This window comes from Shewanella morhuae, from assembly GCF_003028295.1.
GTDB lineage: Bacteria > Pseudomonadota > Gammaproteobacteria > Enterobacterales > Shewanellaceae > Shewanella > Shewanella morhuae.
On the sequence record NZ_PYSG01000003.1, the window covers coordinates 314,321 to 341,313 of the forward strand.

Annotated in this window: 21 protein-coding genes; 13 read left to right on the forward strand and 8 right to left on the reverse strand. The window is 44.4% G+C overall.

What is annotated here, in order from left to right; genetic code table 11:
- The first annotated feature begins 44 nt into the window (after positions 1–44).
- From def to C9I43_RS16070, 5 genes are read left to right on the forward strand one after another with little or no spacing between them, the layout of a single operon-like run.
- Positions 45–557: a peptide deformylase gene (def, locus tag C9I43_RS16050; protein WP_076501735.1), complete on the forward strand. Its 513-nt coding sequence runs from the start codon at positions 45–47 to the stop codon at positions 555–557.
- 8 nt (positions 558–565) lie between these two features.
- Positions 566–1,522 (forward strand): methionyl-tRNA formyltransferase, encoded by a 957-nt coding sequence (gene fmt / locus C9I43_RS16055; RefSeq protein WP_107884480.1) that lies wholly within the window; start codon positions 566–568, stop codon positions 1,520–1,522.
- 2 nt (positions 1,523–1,524) lie between these two features.
- A complete protein-coding gene (rsmB, locus tag C9I43_RS16060) occupies positions 1,525–2,811 on the forward strand; it encodes a 16S rRNA (cytosine(967)-C(5))-methyltransferase RsmB (protein ID WP_076501729.1) in 1,287 nt (428 codons plus the stop codon).
- 15 nt (positions 2,812–2,826) lie between these two features.
- Complete coding sequence (trkA, locus tag C9I43_RS16065; protein ID WP_076501726.1) at positions 2,827–4,236, forward strand: Trk system potassium transporter TrkA; 1,410 nt, start codon at positions 2,827–2,829, stop codon at positions 4,234–4,236.
- A gap of 17 nt (positions 4,237–4,253) precedes the next feature.
- The gene (locus tag C9I43_RS16070; RefSeq protein WP_076501724.1) at positions 4,254–5,696 is read left to right on the forward strand and encodes a TrkH family potassium uptake protein; all 1,443 of its coding nucleotides are present in this window, start codon (positions 4,254–4,256) and stop codon (positions 5,694–5,696) included.
- 70 nt (positions 5,697–5,766) lie between these two features.
- Here the strand turns inward: C9I43_RS16070 and hemG (C9I43_RS16075) are convergent, their stop codons facing one another.
- On the reverse strand, positions 5,767–6,318 hold the full coding sequence (gene hemG, locus C9I43_RS16075; protein ID WP_076501721.1) for a menaquinone-dependent protoporphyrinogen IX dehydrogenase: 552 nt from the start codon (positions 6,316–6,318) through the stop codon (positions 5,767–5,769).
- A 199-nt stretch (positions 6,319–6,517) separates the two neighbouring features.
- Here hemG (C9I43_RS16075) and C9I43_RS16080 point away from each other — a divergent pair, with 199 nt between their 5' ends.
- On the forward strand, positions 6,518–6,826 hold the full coding sequence (locus C9I43_RS16080) for an ArsR/SmtB family transcription factor (protein WP_076501717.1): 309 nt from the start codon (positions 6,518–6,520) through the stop codon (positions 6,824–6,826).
- 58 nt (positions 6,827–6,884) lie between these two features.
- On the opposite strand, the gene hemG (C9I43_RS16085) is transcribed toward C9I43_RS16080, so the two are convergent.
- The 4 genes from hemG (C9I43_RS16085) to pepQ all read right to left on the reverse strand — a co-directional run bounded on the left by hemG (C9I43_RS16085) (position 6,885) and on the right by pepQ (position 10,907).
- Positions 6,885–7,409 (reverse strand): menaquinone-dependent protoporphyrinogen IX dehydrogenase, encoded by a 525-nt coding sequence (gene hemG, locus C9I43_RS16085; protein WP_076501715.1) that lies wholly within the window; start codon positions 7,407–7,409, stop codon positions 6,885–6,887.
- A 2-nt stretch (positions 7,410–7,411) separates the two neighbouring features.
- On the reverse strand, positions 7,412–8,869 hold the full coding sequence (locus tag C9I43_RS16090) for a TrkH family potassium uptake protein (RefSeq protein WP_107884482.1): 1,458 nt from the start codon (positions 8,867–8,869) through the stop codon (positions 7,412–7,414).
- Between the two features lie 77 nt (positions 8,870–8,946).
- Positions 8,947–9,561 carry a YigZ family protein gene (locus C9I43_RS16095; RefSeq protein WP_107884484.1) on the reverse strand — a complete coding sequence of 205 codons (615 nt, stop codon included), beginning with the start codon at positions 9,559–9,561 and terminating at the stop codon, positions 8,947–8,949.
- A gap of 26 nt (positions 9,562–9,587) precedes the next feature.
- Positions 9,588–10,907 (reverse strand): Xaa-Pro dipeptidase, encoded by a 1,320-nt coding sequence (gene pepQ / locus C9I43_RS16100; protein WP_107884486.1) that lies wholly within the window; start codon positions 10,905–10,907, stop codon positions 9,588–9,590.
- Between the two features lie 489 nt (positions 10,908–11,396).
- Here pepQ and fadB point away from each other — a divergent pair, with 489 nt between their 5' ends.
- The 5 genes from fadB to C9I43_RS16125 all read left to right on the forward strand — a co-directional run bounded on the left by fadB (position 11,397) and on the right by C9I43_RS16125 (position 19,137).
- Entirely contained in the window at positions 11,397–13,547 is a 2,151-nt protein-coding gene (gene fadB, locus C9I43_RS16105) for a fatty acid oxidation complex subunit alpha FadB (RefSeq protein ID WP_107884488.1), read from the forward strand.
- 22 nt (positions 13,548–13,569) lie between these two features.
- Positions 13,570–14,733 carry an acetyl-CoA C-acyltransferase FadA gene (gene fadA / locus C9I43_RS16110; protein ID WP_107884490.1) on the forward strand — a complete coding sequence of 388 codons (1,164 nt, stop codon included), beginning with the start codon at positions 13,570–13,572 and terminating at the stop codon, positions 14,731–14,733.
- A gap of 254 nt (positions 14,734–14,987) precedes the next feature.
- On the forward strand, positions 14,988–15,233 hold the full coding sequence (gene tusA, locus C9I43_RS16115) for a sulfurtransferase TusA (protein ID WP_076501699.1): 246 nt from the start codon (positions 14,988–14,990) through the stop codon (positions 15,231–15,233).
- A gap of 48 nt (positions 15,234–15,281) precedes the next feature.
- Entirely contained in the window at positions 15,282–15,731 is a 450-nt protein-coding gene (locus tag C9I43_RS16120; RefSeq protein WP_107884492.1) for an MOSC domain-containing protein, read from the forward strand.
- Positions 15,732–15,948: 217 nt separating this feature from the next.
- Positions 15,949–19,137, forward strand: a complete 3,189-nt coding sequence (locus tag C9I43_RS16125; protein WP_107884494.1) for an amidohydrolase family protein — start codon at positions 15,949–15,951, stop codon at positions 19,135–19,137.
- A 202-nt stretch (positions 19,138–19,339) separates the two neighbouring features.
- Here the strand turns inward: C9I43_RS16125 and C9I43_RS16130 are convergent, their stop codons facing one another.
- Positions 19,340–19,915, reverse strand: a complete 576-nt coding sequence (locus C9I43_RS16130; protein WP_076501693.1) for a DNA-3-methyladenine glycosylase I — start codon at positions 19,913–19,915, stop codon at positions 19,340–19,342.
- A 116-nt stretch (positions 19,916–20,031) separates the two neighbouring features.
- Here C9I43_RS16130 and glyQ point away from each other — a divergent pair, with 116 nt between their 5' ends.
- Positions 20,032–20,937 carry a glycine--tRNA ligase subunit alpha gene (glyQ, locus tag C9I43_RS16135; RefSeq protein WP_006083814.1) on the forward strand — a complete coding sequence of 302 codons (906 nt, stop codon included), beginning with the start codon at positions 20,032–20,034 and terminating at the stop codon, positions 20,935–20,937.
- 10 nt (positions 20,938–20,947) lie between these two features.
- Positions 20,948–23,017 (forward strand): glycine--tRNA ligase subunit beta, encoded by a 2,070-nt coding sequence (glyS, locus tag C9I43_RS16140; RefSeq protein WP_107884496.1) that lies wholly within the window; start codon positions 20,948–20,950, stop codon positions 23,015–23,017.
- Between the two features lie 441 nt (positions 23,018–23,458).
- Here the strand turns inward: glyS and gyrB are convergent, their stop codons facing one another.
- The gene (gene gyrB, locus C9I43_RS16145; RefSeq protein ID WP_076501688.1) at positions 23,459–25,876 is read right to left on the reverse strand and encodes a DNA topoisomerase (ATP-hydrolyzing) subunit B; all 2,418 of its coding nucleotides are present in this window, start codon (positions 25,874–25,876) and stop codon (positions 23,459–23,461) included.
- 16 nt (positions 25,877–25,892) lie between these two features.
- Entirely contained in the window at positions 25,893–26,975 is a 1,083-nt protein-coding gene (recF, locus tag C9I43_RS16150; protein ID WP_107884498.1) for a DNA replication/repair protein RecF, read from the reverse strand.
- Positions 26,976–26,993: the final 18 nt, after the last annotated feature.

Below are 26,993 nucleotides of genomic sequence, written 5' to 3' on the forward strand. Positions count from 1 at the left end.
TAACTAACTGATAGGTATTTGACAGACTTGTTAAGAGTTTATGTATGACACTATTAAAAGTTTTACAATTTCCCGATGAAAGATTACGGACACAAGCCACACCTATCACTGAGTTTAATGCTGAATTGCAGACTCAAATCGATGATATGTTCGAAACCATGTACCAAGAAAAAGGAATTGGATTAGCTGCAACTCAAGTGGATTACCATAAACAGCTTATTGTTATGGACTTACAAGATGAAGTCGAGCGGCCAAAGGTGTTTATCAACCCTGAGATTATCGCCAGTAGTGGTGACTTCTGCAACGAAGAAGGCTGCCTATCGGTTCCTGGTATTTATGCCAAAGTTGATCGCGCTGAATTTGTTACAGTAAAAGCCTTAGACAGGCACGGTAATGAATTTATTATTGAGGCTGATGAGCTCTTCGCTATCTGTATTCAACACGAAATGGATCACCTCAAAGGTAAATTGTTTGTTGATTATCTATCACCGCTAAAACGTCAGCGGATCAAACAGAAACTTGAAAAAGCGGCCCGATTGGACGCCAAAGAAGCATAGGATTAGATTTGAAACCACTCAACATCATCTTTGCCGGAACACCAGATTTTGCAGCTCGCCACTTACAAGCACTGTTGGACTCACACCATAATGTGATTGGCGTTTATACCCAGCCCGATAGACCTGCAGGTCGCGGCAAGAAGCTAACCGCAAGTCCAGTAAAAGAACTGGCCATAGCCAATAATATCCCTGTTTATCAACCCGGTTCATTACGTAAAGAGCCAGCACAACAACAGCTTGCCGAGCTTAATGCCGATATTATGGTAGTGGTTGCTTACGGTCTAATTCTGCCAAAAGTCGTACTAGATACACCACGTTTAGGCTGTATTAATGTTCACGGTTCTATTTTGCCACGCTGGCGCGGTGCAGCGCCTATTCAGCGCGCACTGTGGGCGGGCGACACTGAAACGGGTGTGACTGTCATGCAAATGGATGTCGGCTTAGACACGGGAGACATGCTGCTTAAAACCTATCTACCAATTGAAGATAGCGACACTTCAGCCAGTCTTTACGAAAAACTGGCGGAACAAGGCCCTGTTGCCCTATTGCAAGCCCTCGAAGGCTTAGCTAACGGTACCTTAACCGCCGAAAAACAAGATGAAGCCTTAGCCAACTACGCTGAAAAACTCAGCAAAGAAGAAGCCAGGCTCGACTGGAATAAATCTGCCAAACAACTTTGGCAAGAGGTCCGAGCCTTTAATCCTTGGCCAGTGAGTTACTTTGAGCACCAAGGCAATACCATTAAGGTGTGGCAAACTCAAGTTAGCGAAACCACCAGCACAGCCGCTCCGGGTACGATTATCAGCGCCAGCAAGAAAGGCATCGACATCGCCACTGCCGATGGCGTGCTAACCCTGCTAAGCATGCAGCTACCGGGGAAAAAACCGCTCAGTGTTGCTGATATTCTCAATGCTCGAGGTGAATGGTTTAGCCCAAATACTCGCCTCGCAAGCGAGGCACAATAGCCATGAACTTGCGCGCGCTGGCAGCTAAAGCCATCTTCGAAGTATTAGAAAAAGGTGTGTCACTGTCAGTGGCACTGCCCGATCAACAAAAGCATCTTGCCAGCGGCAAAGATAAAGCCTTACTCGCTGAGCTTTGCTACGGCGTGATGCGCACTCTGCCACAAATAGAAAAACGCATCAGCGAATGCCTTGAGAAACCCCTCAAAGGTAAACAAAGGATTATCCACCAGCTGTTGATCATTGGGTGTTATCAGCTTTACTTCACTCGCATTCCAAGCCATGCCGCAATTTCAGAAACTGCCGAGGCCTGTCGCCAATTAAAATTTGAAGGCATGGTTAAGGTTGTAAACGGTGTCCTACGCAACATTCAGCGTCAGCTTTCGCCACTAAGCACAGAGTCTGATACGTTAAGTTACAACACACCCGCTTGGTTGATTAAGCGCTTAAAAGAAGCTTATCCCGAGCAGTGGCAAGAAATTATCCAACAGAGTCATGAGCGCCCACCTATGTGGCTGCGTAATAATCGCTTATCCCAGAGCCGTACCGAATACCTCGCCGCCTTAGCCGAACTTGATATTGAAGCGAGCGAAGGCACTAGCGCCGATGCCATTCTCTTGGCCCATCCCAAGGATGTCGCCACCCTGCCACGCTTCCATGACGGTGCGGCATCAGTACAAGATGGCGCAGCGCAATGGGCGGCGACACTGCTTGCCCCACAAGCTAATGAGCTAATACTTGATGCCTGCGCAGCGCCCGGTGGAAAAAGCTGTCATCTACTCGAGCTTGAGCCGAGTATCAAACTCGTCGCCGTCGACTTTGATGCCAAACGCCTCGAGCGCGTGCAACAGAACCTTGACCGCCTATCATTAAAAGCTGAGCTTATACATGGTGATGCGGCCAATATTGACTCATGGTGGCAAGGTGAACAATTTGATCGTATCTTACTGGACGCGCCTTGCTCTGCCACAGGAGTGATTCGCCGTCATCCCGATATCAAGTGGTTACGTAAAAACCATGACATTGAAGAGCTCGCAGGGCTACAACAGCAAATTCTCGATCATTGCTGGAAATGGCTAAAACCGGGCGGTACGCTGCTGTATGCCACTTGCTCGATTTTACCGCAGGAAAATCGCGACCAGATTAGTGCGTTTTTAGAAAGAACGGCAGATGCTAAGCTAGATACATTACCCCAGCAAAATTCGCCACAAGATATAGGTTGGCAAATCACGCCAGGACAAGACAATATGGATGGGTTTTATTATGCCCGTTTATTAAAAGCGACCGATTAGGAAGTAAGCAAGGCCATGAAAATTATCATATTAGGCGCAGGTCAAGTCGGGGGAACCTTGGCAGAAAATTTGGTAGGTGAAAACAATGACATCACCATAGTCGATAATGACAAATCCAGATTACGCGCCCTGCAAGATAAATACGACCTTCGCGTTGTAACAGGCCACGCAGCTAACCCTGATGTACTCAGAGAAGCGGGCGCGGAAGATGCCGACATGCTAATCGCCGTCACTAACAGTGATGAATGCAACATGGCCGCCTGCCAGATTGCTTACACCCTTTTTGGTACCCCCACTAAAATTGCCCGAATTCGTTCAGAACCTTATTTGGCAATGCGCGATAAACTGTTTATCGACAGTGAAACGAAAAATAGCGATGGTCGTCCCCGCGGTGGTTTTGTGATCGATGAGTTAATCGCCCCTGAACAGTTAGTGACTGCTTACATTCAACGTCTTGTTGAGTATCCTGGCGCATTGCAAGTGCTCGAATTTGCCGAGGGTCGCCTAAGTTTAGTGGCTGTTCGTGCCTATTATGGTGGCCCGCTGGTGGGTAATGCTTTAGCGGCACTTCGCGAACATATGCCAAATATTGATACCCGGGTCGCGGCAATTTTTCGCCAAGGTCGAGCAATTATGCCCCGCGGCACCACGATTATCGAGGCCGATGACGAAGTCTTCTTCGTTGCTGATAGTCGTCACATTCGCGCAGTCATGAGCGAAATGCAAAAACTCGATAGCACCTACCGCAATATTATGATCGCTGGCGGCGGTAACATAGGATTAGGCTTAGCCAAACGCCTTGAACGTACTCACTCAGTCAAGTTGATTGAGCATAAATATGAGCGGGCAGAAGCCTTATCGGAACAACTCGAAAATACCACCGTATTTTGCGGTGACGCATCAGATCAAGAATTACTGCTTGAAGAACACATAGACCAAACCGACGTATTCATTGCCGTTACCAATGATGATGAAGCCAATATCATGTCGGCTTTATTAGCCAAACGCATGGGCGCAAAAAAAGTCATGGTATTGATCCAGCGCGAAGCCTATGTTGATATCGTGCAAGAAGCGAATATTGATATCGCAATTTCACCACAACAAGCGACGATTTCAGCCCTATTAACCCATATTCGTCAGGGTGATATTTGTAACGTTTATTCGTTACGCCGCGGCGCGGCAGAAGCGATTGAGGCCATTGCCCACGGTGATTCAAGTACGTCAAAAGTGGTTGGTAAAGCCATTGGTGATGTGAAATTACCACCAGGTACTACAATTGGCGCCCTTGTCCGTAATGACGAAGTACTGATGGGCCACGATAAAACAGTGATAGAACAAGGCGATCACGTCATTTTGTTTTTAGTGAATAAAAAATTTGTTGGCGAAGTCGAGAAACTTTTCCAACCCAGTGCTTTTTTCTTTTAAACCTCTAAGCCCTATCCATGCTGAACTTTAGACCGCTATTGTTTATTTTAGGGCTGTTTTTGTCGATGCTGACAGCCTTCATGTTAATTCCACTACTTCTTGCTATATTCAATGGCGAAGAAACCGTGGGCTCTTTCATGCTATCTGCTTTATTAACTGGCATTAGTGCCAGCCTGTGTTTGCATAATGGGCAGAGTAAAACCATCAATCTTAATATTCGCGATATGTTCTTATTGACCAGCTTAACGTGGTTAATCGTCAGTTTATTTGCTGCCATGCCCTTTACCCTTTACCACGGCATTGGTTACACGGATGCTTTCTTTGAAACCATGTCAGGTATCACGACCACCGGCTCTACCGTCCTATCGGGTTTAGATACCATGGATCACAGTATCCTGATTTGGCGCTCTTTATTACAGTGGTTGGGCGGTATCGGCTTTATTGTGATGGCGGTAGCCATTCTGCCTTTTTTAAACGTCGGCGGAATGAGGCTATTTAGAACAGAATCCTCCGATTGGAGCGATAAAGCGGTTCCTCGTACTCAGAGTATGGCTAAGTATCTATTTCTTGTGTATATCACCCTTACCAGTATCTGTTGCGTAGCCTATCATCTTGCGGGCATGACTTGGTTTCAAGCCGTTAACCATGCTATGACTACCCTATCGACTGGCGGTTACTCAACCTCTGATAACTCAATGGCGGCATTTTCAAACTCTGCTCATTGGGTCGGTGTGGTGTTTATGGCTGCGGGTGGCCTGCCGTTACTGATGTTTGTACACAGCATACAGCAAAGAGATGTGCGGATTTGGAACGATGCTCAGGTTAAGGGCTTTCTGTTTTTTCTGACCATAGTGTCTTGCTCTATTGGATTTTGGCTATGGCAAACCCGCGATATCGCATTACTTGATGCATTGCGTTTATCCAGCTTTAACGTGGTTTCAGTGGTGACCACCACAGGTTATGGCTTAACGGATTACGGTGCTTGGGGCGCCTTTGCAAACATTGCTTTTCTATTTTTAATGTTTGTCGGCAGCTGCTCAGGCTCTACCTCTGGCGGGATAAAAATTTTCCGTTTTCAAATTGCTGGCGCTATTATGCGCGAGCAATTAAAACAACAGTGTCATCCGAATGGTATTTTTAGAGAACGCTACAATAACCGCATCATCAGTGAAGATATTGTGCGTTCACTGATCACTTTTGTGCTGTTATTTATGATGGTTATCGTGGGCTTATCAGTGATTTTAGTATTAACGGGACTCGACCCGATGACGAGCTTTACCGGTGCAATCACCGCGGTTACAAACGTAGGCCCAGGTTTAGGCCCTATTATCGGCCCTGCGGGTAACTTTTCGACGCTACCCGATGTGGCTAAATGGGCATTGGCTCTCGGCATGTTACTCGGACGCTTAGAGATATTGACCGTAGCGGTATTATTTCACCCGAGTTTCTGGAAGTATTAATTCTGTAGAGCTTGGATACTAAAAAGGCGCTTAACTTGTTAAGCGCCTTTTCTATTAAGCCTGACTCGTCCTAAATAGCGGTAACGTCGACTAATTCAAGCAGATGATCGGCATAGACCTTCACATCTTCCCAGTCGGTGTAATCGATAACCGACTTAGGATCGGTTGGGCCTTTGGTCATCTTCATAATCAACTGGATCATCCACCGGTCGTACCAAGGCCATGAAGGATAATCCACTTTACCGGCAATAATTTTAAGGTCTGCAGGTGTCCAAGGTGATAGTGTAATAAACTTTTGCAGATATTTATTATTCTCTGGGATGCGCTTTTCAGGGTTTCTCGCCACCACGTTGACGCAAAAGAAACTGTTTGGTAAGGCATCCAAAGCACGTGCATGCTGCTCAATAAATTGAAACACACTTTTATCATAACTGCCGTAGAGTACACAGGCGCCTAAAGCAACGGCTTGATAATCAGACCAGTTAATAGACTTAGCTGCTGCACTGTTGATATCAATGAGATCAACTTGAACTCCACGTAATATTAATTGGTCGGCAATTGCACTGGCTATCTTGGCGGTGTGGCCGCCACGGGTAAAATAAAGCACAAGAACACGTATCATAGGAAATTCCAAATCTACTCAGTTAGTAGGCTATTGTGGCAAGATTACGCGACATAAACCTCTGATAGGATCACAAAGTAGTCGTATCTCATATTCTTAGATGCAAAAATTGAGATCTACATGGCTGAGCAGTATGATTACGTTGACAGATGTGTTCAATTAGAATTATCTAATAAAAAGCGATAAAGTGAGTGACCTTATGCAAAATGATATAGATGTAGCTGCAATGGTAACTAATGCAGAAAGTGCGGCAAAATGGCTCAAAGCTATAGCGAACCCTTATCGCCTAATGATTTTGTGCCTACTACTCGACAAAGAGTTGAGCGTAACTGAGCTTAATGCCACGGTGCCTTTAAGCCAGTCGGCACTATCCCAACATTTAGCAGTATTACGTACTGAAGATTTGGTTGATACCCGTAAGAGCTCGCAAATTGTTTACTATAAGCTCAAGGACGAACAGGTAACTCAAGTAATTTCAATTCTGTATAGCCGCTACTGCGCGGCATAATACGGCAAATCAGTAAAGTTAAGCTCTAGCATTTTATGCCACTGGGGCTTAAATATCGTTAAGCTTGGCTAAACCGGTTACCAAAAGCGTCAACCTTATCCCAATCAGTAAACTCGAAGGTGCCCGAGATATCAGTAGGGCCTTTTGTCACCCACATGATGAAACGTATCATAGTTCTATCGAATAAACCGTATTTAGGATAATCAATTTTACCCGCAAATACTTCTAACAGCTGTGGTTGCCATAATGATAATTGCAGAAATTTTTGCATGTAAGGGTTAGTTTCTGGTGTATTTTTTAACGGTTTGCGCGCCACAACATTAACGGTAAAAAAACCATTAACCTTAGTATTTAATACTGCATGGTGGCGATTTACAAACTGGTAAAGCGCCGGTCTATGCTTACCATAACGAATGCTGGCACCAATCAATACTTTGTCAAAATCAACCAAGTTCAAAGCTTCAGCCTGTTCTAATGTAACTAACGAAACTTGTTCACCAGCTTGCTCAGCAATGAGCTTCATTTTTTGGCAAATAGCTAAGGTTTGGCCATCTATTGTTGAATAGATTATTAATGTTTGCATGATTAGTTCTTCCAAAAAGTTGGCGTAAACAAAATGAGTAAAGTAAAGACTTCTAATCGCCCAAAAAGCATAGCAATCAAGAGTACCCATTTAGCGCCATCACCAATACTGGCATAGTTGCTGGCAACGGCGCCTAAACCTGGGCCTAAGTTATTAAGGCATGCTGCTGTCGCGCTAAAAGCGGTAATATCATCAAGCCCTAGCGCCATCAGAGCGAGCATAGATACAACAAAAACAAGGGCATAAGCTGAAAAGAACCCCCACACTGCATCAATAACGCGATCAGATAGCACTTTAGAACCAATACGAATCGAAAACATCGCTTTAGGATGGACTAAACGTTTTAACTCACGGGAGCCTTGCAATAATAATAGAATAATACGGATAACTTTAATGCCGCCAGCAGTAGAGCCACCACAGCCGCCAATAAAACTTGAAAAAATCAATAGGATGGGTAAAAAGAGTGGCCATAAATGGAAGCTTTCACTACCAAATCCTGCGGTAGTCGCCACCGATACCACCTGAAATAACGCATGATCGAGTGTTTCTTCAGGTGTATCGTAAATGCCAGACTGGTAAAGGGTTACAAAACAGATCGCCGTCAAGGTAAACTGAATCGCCACCAGCATTTTAAATTCAGTATCTTTAAAATATACTTTTACGTTGATACCTCTGCGGGAAAACGCCGCAAAATGCACACTAAAATTGACGGCTGAAACGATTAAAAAGAACGCACAAATAAGATTAATCGCAGGGCTATCAAAATAGCCCATACTGGTATCATGGGTAGAGAATCCGCCAATCGCAATCGTCGAAAATGAGTGACAAACCGCATCAAAAAGACTCATACCCGCCAACCAATAAGCGCTTGCACAAACAACGGTAAGGAATAAATAAATATACCACAGTGCCTTAGCTGTTTCGGCAATACGCGGGGTCATTTTATTATCTTTCACCGGTCCAGGAATTTCTGCCCGATATAGCTGCATTCCTCCAATCCCTAGTACAGGTAAAATAGCTACGGCTAATACGATAATCCCCATACCACCGAGCCATTGCAGCAAATGTCGATAAAATAAGATGGCTTTAGGTAGGGAATCAAGCCCTTCGATAACGGTTGCACCAGTGGTGGTTAATGCCGAAAAAGATTCGAAGAAACTATCCGTCCAGCTAAGATCTGGCTCGCTAGAGAATATAAAAGGTAATGCACCAATCGACCCCAGTACGGTCCAAAATAGAACAACAATAAGAAACCCCTCTCGGGTTCGTAACTCTTCTTTACAGCGACGATTAGGATACCAAAGCCAGAAACCAATAAACAAACTGACAAAAAAGGCTTGCACAAATGCTGTACCACCACCATCGTTGTACCATACGGCAATTAGTGCTGGGGGCAACATAGTGATGGAAAACAAGCCGACTAATAGGCCTATAATTCTTATTATTGTTTTATATTGCATTACGCGAGTTCAATTATTCCATAGGCTGCAAAGGTATTTTCAGCATTTAAGCTATTTTGGCATAGTTTACGCAGGCATCACAGCTCAAACTCAGGCAGCAAACTTCCCTGGCTAAGTGTTGCCAGCAACTCACAAAGTAATGCTTGTTGCTGCCGTCCGATTTCAAACTCAATATCAACAGCCTCAGTAAATTGCTTATCAATAATCACCGCATCTACTTGCTGTAAGACATGCTCAACGTCGCGCAGCTGCGCATAATCACAATGCAACTTGGCGGGATAACGTAACTGTTTTAGTCGCGTCGGCAATTGAACCAAACCTTGCCTTAAGCCCGACGTATAAGCCCGAACCAGTCCACCTACGCCTAGCTTAGTACCGCCATAATAACGCACCACAACAGCACCCACTTCGCCGATATTCGCCCCTTGCAACACAGCTAACATAGGGCGACCAGCACTGCCGGCAGGTTCGCCGTCATCACTCGAACCAATCAAGACGCTATCATCCGGTGCGCCAGCCACAAAAGCTGAGCAATAATGGCTTGCGCCGGGATAGTCACGCTTTATGTCAGTGAGTACTAACTTAAATTTATCAAAGCTATCGCAATGAAACAGAAAAGAGATAAAGCGGCTATGCTTTATCTCTTCTTCGACCACGATATCTTCACAGGGAACGCTATAACTTTCGAGCACATATCCGCCCTAACGCTTACCGATGATCAAGTCAAACCGAATTCACGAGTCATATTCTCGTTCCTATCTTGATGTACTATGACGTTATCCTCAATACGAATACCGCCAAAAGGCCTTAACTCATCCACGGTTTTCCAGTTAATCTGCTGGCTACGATCATCTTGTTTTAGCTCATTAAGCAAGGTATCGATGGTGTATAAACCTGGTTCCATCGTCAGCACTTGGTTTGGCGCTAAAACTCTAGTACAACGCAGAAACGGATGAGCCGCTGGCGCAGCAATATGAGTACCGCGTTCATCGTGGGAGAAGCCGCCAACATCATGCACTTGCAGACCCAACATGTGACCTAAACCATGGGGGAAAAAAGCACTGGTAATGCCCTGTTCGACCAAGCCTTGGATATCACCAGTGGCGAGATCAAAATCCAGCAGCATTTGCGCGATTTTAGCGTGGGTAGCCAAATGCAAATCTGGATAACGCACCCCTGGGCGCATCATGTCGATGAGCTCTAGCTGTGCTTTATTCATTGCCGCGATCAACTCATCAAAACGATTCTTCTCAAATGCATAGGTACGAGTGATATCAGAGGCGTAACCAAAGTAATTTGCTCCCGCATCGATTAAAAATGACAAACGACGCGTAGGATTTTGATTTTCTAATGCGGTGTAATGCAAAATAGCTGCATTTTGGTTGAGGGCGATAATATTACCATAGGGTACTTCGTTCTCGCCCTGACCGACTGCAGATAAATAGTGCTGCTGAATTTCGAACTCACTCGCACCATTATAAAAAGCATTTTTAGCCGCTAAATGCCCCTGCACTGCGATGTGGTTAGCGCGGCGCATACATTCCAGTTCATATTCGGTTTTGGTACTTCTGTGATAATGCAAATAACTCATTACTGCATCGGGGTTACGGCTAGTAAATCCCAATACTTCAGCCACATCTAAATGTTCCCCCAGATACGCCCAATTCGCGATATCTGTTGGTAATAATTCGGCGACCTTATCGGCCTTAGTTAATAATTTAATATCAAAATGCTCAGTCCAAAACATCTCTGGCACATCAGAAACTTTATGCCAAAAATCAACGGGACGATAAAAAATCAATTGCGGCTTATCGCGGCCATTAACCACTAACCAACAGTTTGGATTGTCCAAAACAGGTAACCACGCCTTGAAGTGCGGATTGGTCTTAAAGGGATAATTAATATCATCCAAAAACATCCGATGGGGCTGACCCGAATGGATCACTAAACCAGAAAAGGCTTCTCGAGATAAAACCTCTGCAACTCGACGATTTAATTCGGCAATATGGGCACGATAGTGATGAGCCAGCTGATCCATTTGTCATCTCCTGCAATGAATAAAAGTTAATAATATGTGCCAGATTTGCTCACATTATCTTAATCTGATCATGAACAACAGATTCACCCAAAACGATAAATTGTTACTCAATCTAAGATGTATAGCCACTAAGTAAGGGACGATAAGCATGTAACTATCTGATTATATTTTAAGTTATATTAAAATATAATATAACTTAAGCTTTGAACTTCTCAGGTAAACAGCTACAAAGACCTATTTATCGGCAAAGTAATCTAATGCATTCTAAGTGTATTGTACTCTGTGCAGTGTATCACAAAGGTGAAAAACCACTCTAGCTGGCAACAAATTAAACAGTCGTTTAAATTGAGTGTTGTAATTTTTCGAATTTCAAAGCACACTGACATACAACTGGTCAAATGATGGCCGAAGCTGCTGTGAGATAGAGAGTTGTACTAATCACCAACACATAATGGTGGGTATTACTTTTAAGCCAAAAGGAAGCAAGCAATGATCTACCAAAGTCCTACAATTCAAGTTGAGTTACTCGAGGATAATATTGCCAAGCTGTGCTTTAACGCACCCGGTTCGGTGAATAAATTCGATAGAGAAACCCTCGCCTCGCTCGATGCAGCATTAGATAGCATCAAGCAAGATTCTAATATCAAAGCATTAGTGCTGACCTCAAGTAAAGACACCTTTATTGTAGGTGCCGATATTACCGAGTTTTTAGGTTTATTTTCGCAAGATGACGCAGTTCTGCTCTCTTGGGTTGAACAAGCTAACGCTGTATTTAATAAACTCGAAGATTTGCCTTTCCCAACAGCATCAGCAATCAAAGGCTTTGCCTTAGGTGGCGGCTGTGAAACTGTTTTGGCAACCGATTTCCGTATCGCAGATACCACAGCCAAAATCGGTTTACCTGAAACTAAACTCGGCATCATCCCAGGTTTTGGTGGCACGGTTCGTTTGCCACGCGTGATTGGTGCAGATAACGCACTTGAGTGGATAACCACAGGTAAAGACCAACGCGCTGAAGATGCATTAAAAGTCGGTGCTGTCGATGCTGTGGTTGCACCGCAAGTACTAGAAGCCGCTGCGATTCAAATGCTGAAAGATGCGGTTGCTGAGAAGCTAGATTGGCAAGCACGACGTAAGCGTAAGCTATCGCCGCTCACGCTGCCAAGACTTGAAGCTATGATGTCATTTACTACTGCTAAAGGCATGGTGTTTGCGGTTGCGGGTAAACACTACCCTGCACCAATGGCAGCCGTTAGCGTGATTGAGCAGGCATCAACTAAAGGCCGCACTGAAGCATTACAAATCGAACATCAAGCCTTTATCAAGTTAGCTAAAACTGACGTAGCTAAAGCACTTATTGGTATTTTCCTTAATGATCAATTTGTTAAAGGAAAAGCGAAAAAAGCAGGTAAGTTAGCCAAAGCAGTAAACAATGCGGCCGTATTAGGCGCAGGCATTATGGGCGGCGGCATCGCCTACCAAAGTGCCAGCAAAGGTACACCAATTGTCATGAAAGACATTGCCCAGCCAGCATTAGATTTAGGCCTCAATGAAGCCGCTAAACTACTGACGGCGCAAGTTGCCCGTGGCCGCTCAACGCCTGAAAAAATGGCTAAAGTACTGAACAACATTACGCCTTCATTAGATTATGCTGCGGTCAAACACAGTGATATCGTCGTAGAAGCCGTTGTTGAGCATCCAAAAGTTAAAGCACAGGTTTTAGCCGAAGTTGAAGGTTATGTGAGTGAAGATACGATTATCGCATCAAATACCTCAACGATTTCAATCAACTTGCTCGCTAAGAGCATGAAAAAACCTGAGCGTTTCTGCGGTATGCATTTCTTCAACCCAGTGCACAAAATGCCATTAGTTGAAGTCATCCGCGGCGAGCATAGCTCTGAAGAAACTATCGCTTCAGTTGTGGCTTACGCCAGCAAAATGGGCAAAACACCCATAGTAGTTAACGATTGCCCTGGTTTCTTTGTTAACCGTGTACTTTTCCCTTACTTTGCCGGCTTTAATGGCTTACTTGCCGATGGTGGTGACTTTGCCGCTATCGACAAAGTGATGGAAAAACAATTCGGCTGGCCAATGGGCCCAGCTTACCTGCTTGATGTAGTAGGTTTAGACACAGGTCATCATGCTCAAGCAGTTATGGCCGAAGGTTTCCCTGACCGTATGGGTAAATCTGGTACTGACGCCATTGATGTGATGTTTGACAATAAACGTCTTGGCCAGAAAAACGGTAAAGGTTTCTATGTCTATTCAGTCGATAGCCGTGGTAAGCCAAAGAAAGATGTCGATCCAGCGAGCTACGGCCTATTGAAAGATGCCTTTGGCGAGTTAAAAGCCTTTGAAGCTGATGACATTATTGCCCGTACTATGATCCCGATGATCATCGAAACCGTGCGCTGTTTAGAAGAAGGTATTGTCGCATCGCCTGCCGAAGCGGATATGGGCCTAGTTTATGGTTTAGGCTTTCCACCATTTAGAGGCGGCGTATTCCGTTATTTGGATACCATGGGTGTCGCAAACTTTGTGGCCTTAGCCGATAAATACGCTCACTTGGGCGGCCTGTATCAAGTCACAGATGCGATGCGTGCAAAAGCCACCAATAACGGTAGCTACTACCAAGCCTAATTAGCGGGAAAGGAATTTAATCATGAAACAAGCTGTTATCGTAGACTGTATTCGTACTCCTATGGGCCGTTCTAAAGCAGGCGTATTTCGTAATGTGCGTGCAGAGACTCTGTCTGCCGAATTAATGAAAGGTCTGCTGCTGCGTAATCCGCAACTCGACCCAAACCTGATTGAAGACGTGATTTGGGGTTGCGTGCAACAAACCCTAGAGCAAGGCTTCAACATCGCCCGTAACGCTTCGCTATTAGCGGGCATTCCAAAGACTGCTGGCGCTGTGACGGTTAACCGTTTATGCGGATCGTCAATGGATGCAATCCATCAAGCGGCACGTGCAATTATGACTGGTATGGGCGACACCTTTATTATTGGTGGTGTTGAACACATGGGCCACGTACCAATGAGCCATGGGGTCGACTTCCACCCAGGTCTTGCCAAGAACGTGGCAAAAGCCTCTGGCATGATGGGTTTAACGGCTGAAATGCTAGGTAAACTTCACGGTATTACCCGTGAGCAGCAAGATGCTTTTGCAGTACGTTCACATCAACGTGCCTATGCTGCGACTGTAGAAGGCCGCTTTGCCAAGGAAATCTATGGCATTGAAGGTCACGATGCTAACGGCGCCTTAATTAAAGTACTGCAAGACGAAGTAATCCGCCCAGAAACCACAATGGAATCTCTGGCGGCACTGCGCCCAGTATTTGACCCGGTAAATGGTACTGTAACAGCGGGTACTTCTTCTGCATTGTCTGATGGCGCTTCAGCTATGCTGATCATGGAAGAATCTAAAGCACGCGCACTTGGCTTGCCAATTCGTGCACGTATTCGCTCTATGGCGGTTGCAGGTTGTGATGCGGCGATTATGGGCTATGGTCCAGTTCCTGCCACGCAAAAAGCACTGGCTCGCGCCGGTATTACCGTTGCAGATTTAGATGTGATTGAACTTAACGAAGCATTTGCAGCGCAGTCTTTACCTTGTGTAAAAGATTTAGGCCTAGCAGATGTGGTTGACGACAAAATCAACCTCAACGGCGGCGCGATTGCACTAGGTCATCCATTGGGCTGTTCAGGCGCACGTATCTCTACGACGCTGATCAACTTGATGGAAGACAAAGACGCGACCTTAGGTTTAGCAACTATGTGTATTGGTTTAGGCCAAGGTATCGCAACAGTATTCGAACGCGTTTAATTTATTGTTCGAATCATTAAAGCCGGAACACATGTTCCGGCTTTTTTATATTAAAAATTAGCTATCACTCTATTTACAGCCGTTGTACATAACAGAATCTATAAATGTTCCACGTGAAACATTTAATATCTCACATGAATAATGACTCCCAATGATACCCCAGAACAACTCACAAATTTAAATCATCAACTTGGTTTATCATGGGTGCTGGAGTAACATTAGCTCATTCTGCTTAAACGTTCAGTAGAGGTAATATGAACGACGCTTTCTCAACCGCACAGCATAAACTCGACGCCCTTGGCTTACGCTGCCCAGAACCCGTAATGATGGTACGTAAAACAGTAAGACAAATGGCAGCTGGTGAGACACTACTGATCATTGCTGATGATCCTGCAACAACGCGCGATATTCCAAGTTTTTGTGAGTTTATGGATCACACTCTTATCGCCAGTAAAACAACGCAAACACCCTATCAATATTTGATCAAAAAAGGCCTTTAAGTCGTATAGCAATACAATAACTCTAATCTACTGTGGGAGCATAAAGTTATGCCAAAACTGTTGGGTATTGCCTATAAGACTACAAGGCGCGGCACTATGAACGAAGTTTTCTGCGCTAACGTCACCCAATTGAAAGGTGTAGAGAACGATATCTTTGGCCGTCCAGGTAAGCGCCAAGTAACGATTATCTCCCAGCAACAGTGGCTACAGGCATGCCAGAGTATTCAGGCTGATTTACCCTGGATAACTCGCAGAGCAAACTTGCTTATTGATGGTCTGATGTTTAACCGTGCAGACGTAGGTAAACATTTACTGATCGGTGAGTTACGCTTAGAAATTACCGGCGAGACTGATCCCTGCCAAAAGATAGAAATAGCTCATACTGGCTTAGAAGCGGCGTTGAGCCCAGATTGGCGCGGCGGTGTAACCTGCCGAGTTATACATAATGGTATGATCCACCTCGGTGACGACGTCGAAATATTGATAGTCACCATCTAAATCCCGTCTCTTATCTTAAACTCCTTCAGCTCGCTAAACACAAACGCTTTGTTTGCTGCTTTATTTTACCCACGACATGCCCTCAGTCATCACTTGAAACAGTATTTACGTTCTCCTTCTTAGCTATTTATGCGATAACTAGGTTAAACATTAACAAAACTTAATTTTGCGATAAATACAATTTGAGTAGTCCATAAGAACGAGAACAGGAAGTGACATGTTTAAACCTAAACTTACCCCGCTTTACATCGCCCTCACTCTAGGGATAAATACCTTCGTAGTAAATGCCGCAGACACTAAAGAATCAACATGGAATGTTAACGCACCAGCAAATTCCCCCTTACAACAAGTCAATATTGATGTGAATGAGGGAACATGGATGAACCTCAGTGTCAGCCCAGACGGTAAACATATCGTCTTTGACCTACTCGGAGACATTTATCAAATTCCTGTCAATGGAGGTGAGGCTAAGCCATTAGCACGGGGAATTGCTTGGCAGATGCAGCCCATCTATAGCCCAGATGGCAAGCACATTGCATTTACTTCAGATGCCGATGGCGGAGATAATATTTGGATAATGGATGCCGATGGCAGCAATCCACGAACCGTCACCCAGGAAACGTTCAGACTATTAAACAGCCCAGCTTGGAGCCCTGATTCTCAGTATCTTGTTGCCCGTAAGCATTTTACCGCTAGTCGCAGTTTAGGCGCTGGCGAAGTATGGCTCTACCACGTCGCAGGTGGAGAAGGCATTAAACTAACCGAACGCCCTAATGAAGAGAAGGATTTAGGTGAACCGGCATATTCGCCTGATGGCCGTTATATCTACTTTAGCCAGGATGATACGCCTGGTAAGTCCTTCCACTACTCAAAGGACTCGGTAAATGGCATCTATAAAATTAAACGCTATGATACTCAAAGCGGTGATATCGAAATACTAATTGAAGGTACCGGTGGTGCAATTAGACCAACACCGAGCCCTGACGGTACTAAGCTTGCCTATATCAAGCGGGATGATTTTCAATCAGCGCTTTATTTGCTAGATCTAAAGTCTGGCGAAAGCACTAAACTGTTTGGCGAGCTAGACCGCGATATGCAAGAAACTTGGGCAATTCATGGTGTCTACCCAACAATGGCGTGGACTCAAGATAATAAGGATATTTTCTTCTGGGCGAAGGGAAAGATTAACCGCTTAAATATTGCTAATAAAACAGTTACTCATATTCCATTTAATGTAAAAACCGAGTTAGCAGTTCAGCCCTCAGTGCGTTTTAAGCAAAATATAGATAACGATGTTTTTGATGTGAAAATGTTGCGTATGGCGCAGGTATCCCCAGATGGCAATAAGGTGGTATTCGAAGCACTGGGTAAAATTTGGTTAAAATCATTACCAGACGGAAAAATGTCACGTTTAACTGAACTCAGCAACGGGATTGAAGAACTGTATCCACAATGGTCCCGTGATGGTAAAAATATTGTTTTCACCACTTGGAACGACCAAGACCAAGGGACAGTTCAAGTGATTAGCGCTAACGGTGGTAAGCCTAAGCAACTCACGTCTGACCCAGGAAAGTATGTCGAAGCCACCTTTTCCCCCAATGGCGAACTTGTGGTGTATCGCAAAGCTCAAGGCGGTAACCTTACACCTCGAACTTGGTCGCAGGAACCAGGACTATATAAGGTCGATATCAAAGGTAAAAACAATAAAAAAATCAGCACTGATGGCTACCAAGCACAATTTGGTGCCAATGCCGAACGTATCTTTTTTATGGATAGCAGCGAAGATGAAACACCACAGTTAGCCTCCATCAACTTAGATGGCTTCGATAAGCGGGTTCATTACAGTAGCAAACATGCGACTGAGTTTAGAGTTTCACCCGATGGTGAACAACTCGCGTTCGCTGAACGCTTTAAGGTATGGGTGACTCCTTTTGCCAAGCACGGCGAGACTGTTGAGATTAGCCCCAATGCCAGTAACCTACCCGTTAGTCAATTAAGCGTCCGCGCCGGTGAAAGTATCAGCTGGAATAGTAAGAGTGATCAACTGTATTGGACACTCGGCCCTGAGCTTTATCAAGCTAAGGTTGATACTCAATATCTCAACAAAGATCAAAAAGCCCAACCAAACATTATTAATTTAGGCTTTACCGAAAATGCAGATGTTCCACGTGGAACAATCGCCTTCGTCGGTGGCAAAGTGATTACCATGGAAAACGACCAAGTCATTGATAATGGCGTGGTCATAGTCAAAGACAATCATATTGTCGCCGTTGGTGATACCAATATTACCATTCCTAAAGATGCGCAGATTATCGATATCAAAGGTAAATCAATCATGCCGGGGCTATTCGATGCTCATGCCCATGGACCACAGGCGGATGATGAAATTGTGCCACAGCAAAACTGGGCATTATATTCAGCCCTTTCCTTGGGTGTCACCACTATTCACGATCCATCGAATGATACCTCTGAGATTTTTGCCGCTTCCGAACAACAAAAAGCAGGACATATCGTCGGCCCGCGTATTTTCTCTACTGGTACTATTTTATATGGCGCCAATGCACCGGGGTATACGTCGCACATCGACTCACTTGATGATGCCAAGTTTCACCTTGAGCGCCTTAAAAAAGTCGGCGCGTTTAGCGTAAAAAGTTACAACCAACCACGCCGTAATCAGAGGCAGCAAGTGATTGCTGCCGCACGTGAACTCAAAATGATGGTTGTTCCTGAAGGTGGCAGTTTGTTGCAACACAATCTCACTATGGTCGCTGATGGCCATACTACGGTTGAGCATTCTCTACCCGTTGCGACAATTTATGATGATATCAAACAATTCTGGAGCCAAACTAAAGTCGGTTACACGCCAACCTTAGTCGTCGCTTACGGAGGCATTTCTGGAGAAAACTATTGGTATGATAAAACCGATGTATGGGCACATCCGCGCCTATCCATGTATGTGCCAGCAGATATTTTACAAGCTCGATCAATGCGACGCCCACATGCGCCCGATAGCCATTACAATCATTTCAACGTAGCTAAAGTTGCAAATGAACTCAATAAGGTCGGTGTTCATCCCAATATAGGTGCCCATGGACAGCGGGAAGGTTTAGCAGCACATTGGGAAATGTGGATGTTTGCCCAAGGCGGCATGAGCAATATGGAGGTACTTAAAGCTGCCACTATTAATCCAGCAACAACTTTTGGTATGGAACATCAACTTGGGTCTATTAAACAAGGTAAGCTCGCAGACTTGATCGTGATTGATGGTGACCCACTCGCTGATATACACGTCACTGACAGAGTCAGTTATACCATGGTCAACGGCAAGCTTTTTAACGCTGAGACAATGAATGAGCTTAATGGGGATAAAGAAAAACGTCAGCCGTTTTTCTTTGAGAAAATCTAAGTTAATTCTAAAAGGCTAAAATTGCAGAATAGTTTGTTGCTGTAACTATTTTGGCCAGCAATACATAACCTTAAAAATCAAAAGGCATGTTCCACGTGGAACATGCCTTTTTGTCTCTGGATTTTAAATAGCACTGTGGTGCGTATGGCCGTCAAAAAATCAGCCAATAAAGTGATTAATGCTTCTCAAGATTATGCGTAAGTTAACTGAGTTCAACACATGCCTGATACGAAATACAATCGACTAGGTGATCGTTCACCATACCTACCGCCTGCATAAAGGCATAACAAATTGTTGGGCCGACAAAATTAAAGCCCTGCTTCTTTAATGCTTTAGACATAGCTTCTGATTCTGCTGTCTGTGTCGGAATCTGCGACATTGATGTGAATTGATTAACTATGGGTTTGCCACCAACAAAACTCCATAAAAATTCAGAGAAATCCTTTCCATCCGCTGTATAAGCTAAATAACCTTTAGCATTCTTGATGATAGAATTCACCTTTAAGCGATTGCGTACTATGCCAGCGTTTAACATTAACTCTTCAACTTTCGCTTCATCAAAAGTCGCAATCACTTCAGGCTCAAAATTGGCAAAGGCTTGTTCATAGTTTTGTTGTTTCTTCAGGATAGTGATCCAAGATAATCCGGCCTGCTGCCCATCTAAACATAACTTGGCAAATAGCTCCCGAGGATCTCGAACCGGTCGCCCCCACACTTTGTCGTGGTATTCCCTATATAAGGGATCATCACTTACCCAGCCGCAGCGGATCTCATCCATCTCACATCCCCTATTGTTTTAATTAAGAAGGTAGAAAATAACCTACATAAGCAGATATCTACAAGGTATAATCGAAACCATTTTCTATTCAGGCTGACGGCAGTAGACAAGTAGACATGACGACAAAACACGACGTAAAAACATTCCAGGGTTTCATTCTCACCCTGCAAGAATATTGGGCACAGCAAGGCTGTGCAATCGTTCAACCTCTAGATATGGAAGTCGGCGCGGGTACATTCCACCCACAAACTTTCTTGCGTTCTTTAGGGCCAGAACCTATGAGCAGTGCCTATGTGCAGCCATCGCGCCGCCCTACAGACGGTCGTTACGGTGAAAACCCTAACCGTTTACAGCACTACTACCAATTCCAAGTCGTGTTGAAGCCTTCTCCTGACAATATCCAAGAACTCTATTTAGGCTCACTGCAAGCATTGGGTATTGATACTCAAATCCATGACATCCGCTTTGTAGAAGATAACTGGGAATCTCCAACGCTAGGCGCTTGGGGCTTAGGCTGGGAAATATGGCTCAACGGTATGGAAGTGACTCAATTTACTTACTTTCAACAGGTTGGCGGCATCGAATGTAGTCCGGTCACAGGTGAAATCACCTATGGTCTTGAACGTCTAGCCATGTATATTCAAGGTGTTGATAGTGTTTATGATCTCGTTTGGACCGATGGTCCGCTGGGGCGCATCACCTATGGTGATGTATTCCATCAAAACGAAGTCGAGCAATCGACCTATAACTTTGAGCACGCCGACGTAGATTTTATGTTTACCTTATTCGATCAGTGCGAAAAAATGTGTCAGCATTTATTGTCACTGGAAAAACCGTTACCTCTACCCGCCTATGAGCAAGTAATGAAAGCCTCACACGCCTTCAACCTACTCGATGCTCGCCACGCCATTTCAGTTACCGAGCGCCAACGCTACATCTTACGCGTTCGAACTATGGCAAAAGCGGTCGCTGAATCTTATTATCAGGCACGCGAAGCACTTGGCTTCCCAATGTGTAAGTAGAGGTAAAAACATGAATTTTGAAAACTTACTCATAGAGTTAGGCACGGAAGAATTACCACCTAAATCATTACGTAAACTAGCTGAATCATTTTTAGCTAACTTTACCGAAGAACTCACCAAAGCCGATTTAGCGTTTAGCTCAGCCGTTTGGTACGCAACGCCACGTCGTCTGGCGATTAACATCACTGAACTTGCCCTTGCACAAGCCGACAAAGTGGTTGAAAAACGCGGCCCCGCTGTGAGTTCTGCCTTTGATGCTGAAGGTAAACCGACTAAAGCCGCTGAAGGTTGGGCACGTGGCAATGGCATTACCGTTGAGCAAGCCGAGCGTTTAGCTACAGATAAAGGCGAATGGTTAGTCCATAACGCCAAAGTAGAAGGCGTTGAAACCAAAAGTTTAATTGCAGCTATGGCGCAGCGTGCACTCGATAAACTGCCTATTCCTAAGCCAATGCGCTGGGGTAATAATAAAACCCAATTTATCCGCCCTGTCCATACTGCCACTATGTTGTTAGGCAGTGAGTTGATTGAAGGTGAATTATTAGGTATTAAATCGGCACGTACCATTCGCGGTCACCGCTTTATGGGTCTCAAGCAGTTTGAATTAGCGCATGCTGATAACTACCTTACTGAGCTAAAAGAAAAAGGTAAAGTCATCGCCGATTATGAAAGCCGTAAAACGTTAATCAAAGCTGATGCCGAAAAAGCCGCTGCTAAGATTGGTGGCGCAGCCGATATCGAAGAAAACCTGCTTGAAGAAGTGACCTCTTTAGTTGAATGGCCGGTGGTATTAACCGCAAGCTTTGAAGATAAGTTTTTGGCCGTACCGTCTGAAGCTTTGGTCTACACCATGAAGGGCGATCAGAAATACTTCCCTGTTTTTGATGCTGCGGGTAAATTGCTACCCAACTTTATCTTTGTAACCAACATAGAATCTAAAGACCCAGCACAAATTATCTCTGGTAATGAAAAAGTTGTCCGTCCACGTTTAGCCGATGCCGAATTCTTCTTTAATACCGATAAAAAGCACACTCTAGAATCGCGCCTGCCAAGCCTTGAAACCGTATTATTTCAAAAGCAATTAGGCACATTAAAAGATAAAGTTAACCGTATCAGCGCCCTAGCCGCTTATATTGCGGAGCAAACTGGCGTTAATACCGTTGATGCAGCCCGTGCAGGTTTATTATCTAAAACCGATTTAATGACCAATATGGTAATGGAGTTTACCGACACTCAAGGCACTATGGGTATGCATTACGCCCGCCTTGATGGTGAAACTGAAGCCGTTGCTTTAGCACAGGAAGAGCAATACAAGCCTAAGTTCTCTGGTGATACAGTACCAACAGCGGGCGTATCTTGCGCCGTCGCATTAGCAGATAAGCTTGATACATTAGTCGGTATCTTTGGCATTGGCCAAGCACCTAAAGGCGCAGCGGATCCATTTGCCCTACGCCGCGCGGCCATTGGCGTACTACGTATCATAGTTGAAAATAAGTTACCGCTTGATTTGGTTGACCTTATTACTAAAGCACAAGCACTACACGGCACTAACTTAAGCAACGCCAATGCAAGCGACGAAGTGTTAGAGTTTTTAATGGCACGTTTTCGTGCTTGGTATCAAGATAAAGGCATAGGTGTTGATGTGATCTTAGCCGTGCTTTCACGTCGTCCAACACGCCCTGCTGATTTTGATAGTCGTGTCAATGCGGTATCTCATTTTAAAGGCCTAGAAGCTTCTAGCGCACTTGCGGCAGCGAACAAACGTGTATCTAATATTCTCGCTAAGGTTGAAGGGACTTTACCGACAACCATCAATGCGAATTTATTAACCGAAGTCGCAGAACAAGCATTAGCAGCCAAATTAAACGAGCTGCAACCACAGTTAGCACCATTATTTGCCAATGCCGATTACCAGCAAGCATTAACTCTGTTGGCAGGCCTACGTGAAAGCGTAGATAAGTTCTTCGAAGATGTAATGGTTATGGCAGATGATGATGCTTTGAAAAACAATCGCTTAGCTTTATTAAATAACCTACGAGAGCAGTTCTTGCACGTAGCAGATATTTCACTACTGCAATAACGATACGGTACTTACGCTTTATAAAAACGCGCTAACTAGCGCGTTTTTTTATTGTCCCGATTTTATTTAGCCCTTAAACGATGCGCCTAATTTAGCTAAACGGTAGGAATCTACATAACCTGAATTAGGGATAATGAGTATCGAAAAATCTACATTTAACAAACTAAATCAATGCTATAAATGAGTAGTTTGAAACGAAAAATCTATTTTCCGACTGAATGCGCATATCAAGGCGCTCTGTCTAACCCCATAGCGAGCTATGGTTAGACAGAGCAACGCAGAGAGGCCCGAAAAGATGCCTATTCAGCGGATCTGCTTATACCGAGCTCAGGTTACATAATAAAAATGTGCTAAATAGTAGATATAAAAAGGGAAAGCCTAAGCTTTCCCTTAATTACTAACTTCATCACGCGTCACTTAAAACGCATTACCTAGCTAGCACTATACGTCTAAGTTTGCCACGTTCAACGCGTTAGCTTCGATAAACTCGCGACGTGGTTCAACTTGATCACCCATCAAACAAGTAAATAACTGATCGGCACCCACGGCATCATCAATCGTTACTTGCAACATACGGCGTGATTCAGGATCCATTGTAGTTTCCCACAATTGCTCAGGGTTCATCTCACCCAATCCTTTATAACGTTGGATATATAAACCGCGTTTGGCTTCCGAAATCGTCCAATCTAGTGCTTCAAGGAAGCTATCGACTTCTTTAACACGTTCGCCACGCTGTACATAACCACCTTCTTCAATCATGCCTTCTAACGCTGCACCTAACTTACCGATACGTTGATAATCGCTTGATTGGAAGAAATCATAAGTAAACAGATAATTAGTGTCGATACCGTGTTTACGAATAGTGACTTTAGGCAGATAAACTTTACGCTCTGGATCCAGAATTGGCTCAGCAGAATACAAGACGCCGCTACTCTCCATTTCCACCAGCTCATTAATAAAGGCATCGATCCATTCTTTCATCTTGCCTTCATCGGCCAACATCTCATTGGTGATCATTGGGTGGTAAAGCATACGGTTAGTAATATGTGTTGGATAGCGCTGTGCTAAACGAGCCACAATGGCTTCTACTTCACGATATTGAGTCACTAAACGCTCTAACGGTTCACCAGACATTCCCATTGCGCCCTGCGTCGGGTACACAATAGTGCCATCCAATGCTTGAGTTGTTAGGTATTGAGTCAACGCAGGCTCATCTTTAAGATACTGTTCTTGTTTACCCTTTTTAACTTTGAATAAAGGTGGCTGAGCAATATAAATGTAACCACGCTCAATCAATTCAGGCATTTGACGGAAGAAAAAGGTCAACAGCAAAGTACGAATGTGCGAGCCGTCGACGTCAGCATCCGTCATGATGATGATGTTGTGATAACGCGTTTTATCAGGGTTATATTCATCGCGACCAATGCCACAGCCAAGTGCCGTGATAAGTGTGGCCACTTCTTGAGAAGACAGCATCTTATCGAAGCGCGCTTTCTCAACGTTTAGAATTTTACCTTTAAGTGGCAAAATCGCTTGGTTTTTACGGTTACGCCCCTGCTTGGCACTACCACCAGCAGAGTCACCTTCCACAATATAGATTTCAGAAAGACCTGGGTCTTTCTCTTGGCAATCGGCCAGCTTACCTGGCAAACCACCTAAATCGAGTGCGCCTTTACGACGAGTCATTTCACGGGCTTTACGCGCCGCTTCACGGGCACGAGCCGCATCAACAATCTTACCGACGATTAACTTAGCATCTGAAGGGTTTTCCAACAGATAATCGTTCAGTTTTTCACCCATGGTTTGCTCAACCGCGGTTTTCACTTCGCTTGAAACCAGTTTATCTTTGGTTTGTGAGCTGAACTTAGGATCAGGTACTTTAACAGAGATAACAGCAGTCAAACCTTCGCGGGCATCGTCGCCAGTCGCGCTAGTTTTACCTTTTTTGTTATAGCCTTCATTTTCCATGTAACTGTTAAGGTTACGCGTTAAAGCACTACGGAAACCGACTAAGTGAGTACCGCCATCACGTTGTGGAATATTGTTGGTAAAACAGAAGATACTTTCTTGATAACCATCATTCCACTGCATAGCCACTTCAACAGTAATACCGTCATCACGTTCTTGAATGAAGTGGAACACATCTTTGTTGATGGGTGTTTTATTGCGGTTCAAGTAATCAACAAATGCGCTAATGCCGCCTTCGTATTTGAATAATTCATTTTTATTATCGCGTTCATCAATCAGGCGGATACCCACGCCTGAGTTGAGGAATGACAATTCACGCACACGTTTTGCCAGAATTTCAAAATGAAACTCGATATTACTAAAAGTATTTTCACTTGGCCAAAAACGGATTTCAGTACCGGTTTTAGTCGCATCACCAATCTCTTTTATTGGCGCATCAGGTACGCCGTGTGTATAAAATTGCTCATACACTTTGCCTGCACGACGAATGGTCATCTGCAGCTTTTTAGATAAAGCATTAACTACCGACACGCCCACACCGTGTAAGCCGCCAGACACTTTATAAGAGTTATCGTCAAACTTACCACCGGCATGCAATACCGTCATAATAACTTCAGCTGCCGATACACCCTCTTCTTCATGGATAGAAACCGGAATACCACGGCCATCATCCTTAACAGACACAGAGCCATCAACATGGATAGTAATCGTAATTTCACTACAGTGGCCGGCTAAGGCTTCATCGATAGAGTTATCGACTACTTCGAACACCATATGATGTAGACCCGTACCGTCGTCGGTGTCACCAATATACATCCCAGGTCTCTTACGTACTGCATCAAGGCCCTTAAGGACCTTAATACTCGAAGAATCGTAACTATTCTCTGACATATTATTCTCTCAATGGTTATTCAATTACCGTTACACGTCCCTGTTCCACATGGAACATCCTACTAGGAGGCGTGTGTAACGAATCGACTATTGCAGCAGGATCGATAGCGGTCACAAACACTTGTGCTCCGGTATCCGTTAACTGCTTAAGCAATAGCTGCCTATGCTGTGCATCCAACTCGGACGGAAGATCGTCCACAAGATAAATACTGTGCTTATCTATTTGTTGTTTGAGCAACTTTCCCTGTGCAATACGCAGTGCACAGACTAATAATTTTAATTGACCACGGGACAGGGCATCCTGCGCTGGCAAAGTGCCTACACGGAGTCTAAGATCAGCTTTATGGGGACCGCTGACGGTATGACCTGTGGCCAAATCTCTGGAATATTGATTTTCGAGTAGTTCAGCAAAATCCGTTTTACTATCCCAGCCGCGCGTAAATGAAACCTTCACATCTACACTCGGTAAAAACTCCCCGATTATACCCTTAAGTAGCTCATTTAACGAGTCTACATAATGGTTTCGTATTTCGGTAACCTGCTCGGCATAACGTACAAACTCTTGGTCCCAAAATTGAATATTACTATAGGATGAGCCATTTCTAAGTAGTTGATTTCTTTGTTTAAGAACTCGTCTAACATTCACCCAAGCAGTGTAAAACTGTGGATCAGCATGAAATGCTCCCCAATCGATAAATTGTCGACGAGATTTAGGGCCTTCAAACAGTAGAGAAAAACTTTCAGGCGTGATCACTTGGATAGGTAAAGTTTCAGCCAGTGTCGATAATCGTTTAACTTTTTCGCCATCAATTTTTACTTCGGTCTCACCACTACGAAACCGTCGTAAACCGATTTTACTGTCACCACGCGCTAGGTTTAACGTGGCAAATAAGGTCAACTTCTCATCATCGTTATTAATCACGCGCTGGGATAAATGGCTGCGAAACGAGCGTCCCATGCCAAGAAAATAAATCGCCTCAAGAATACTAGTTTTGCCACTGCCATTTTGGCCGTAAATCAAGTTAATCCCCGGTGCAGGAATTAGCTGGGCAGATTGAATATTACGAAAGGCTTCGATATTAAGACGAGTCAGGCTCATGTATTACTCATAGCGCCG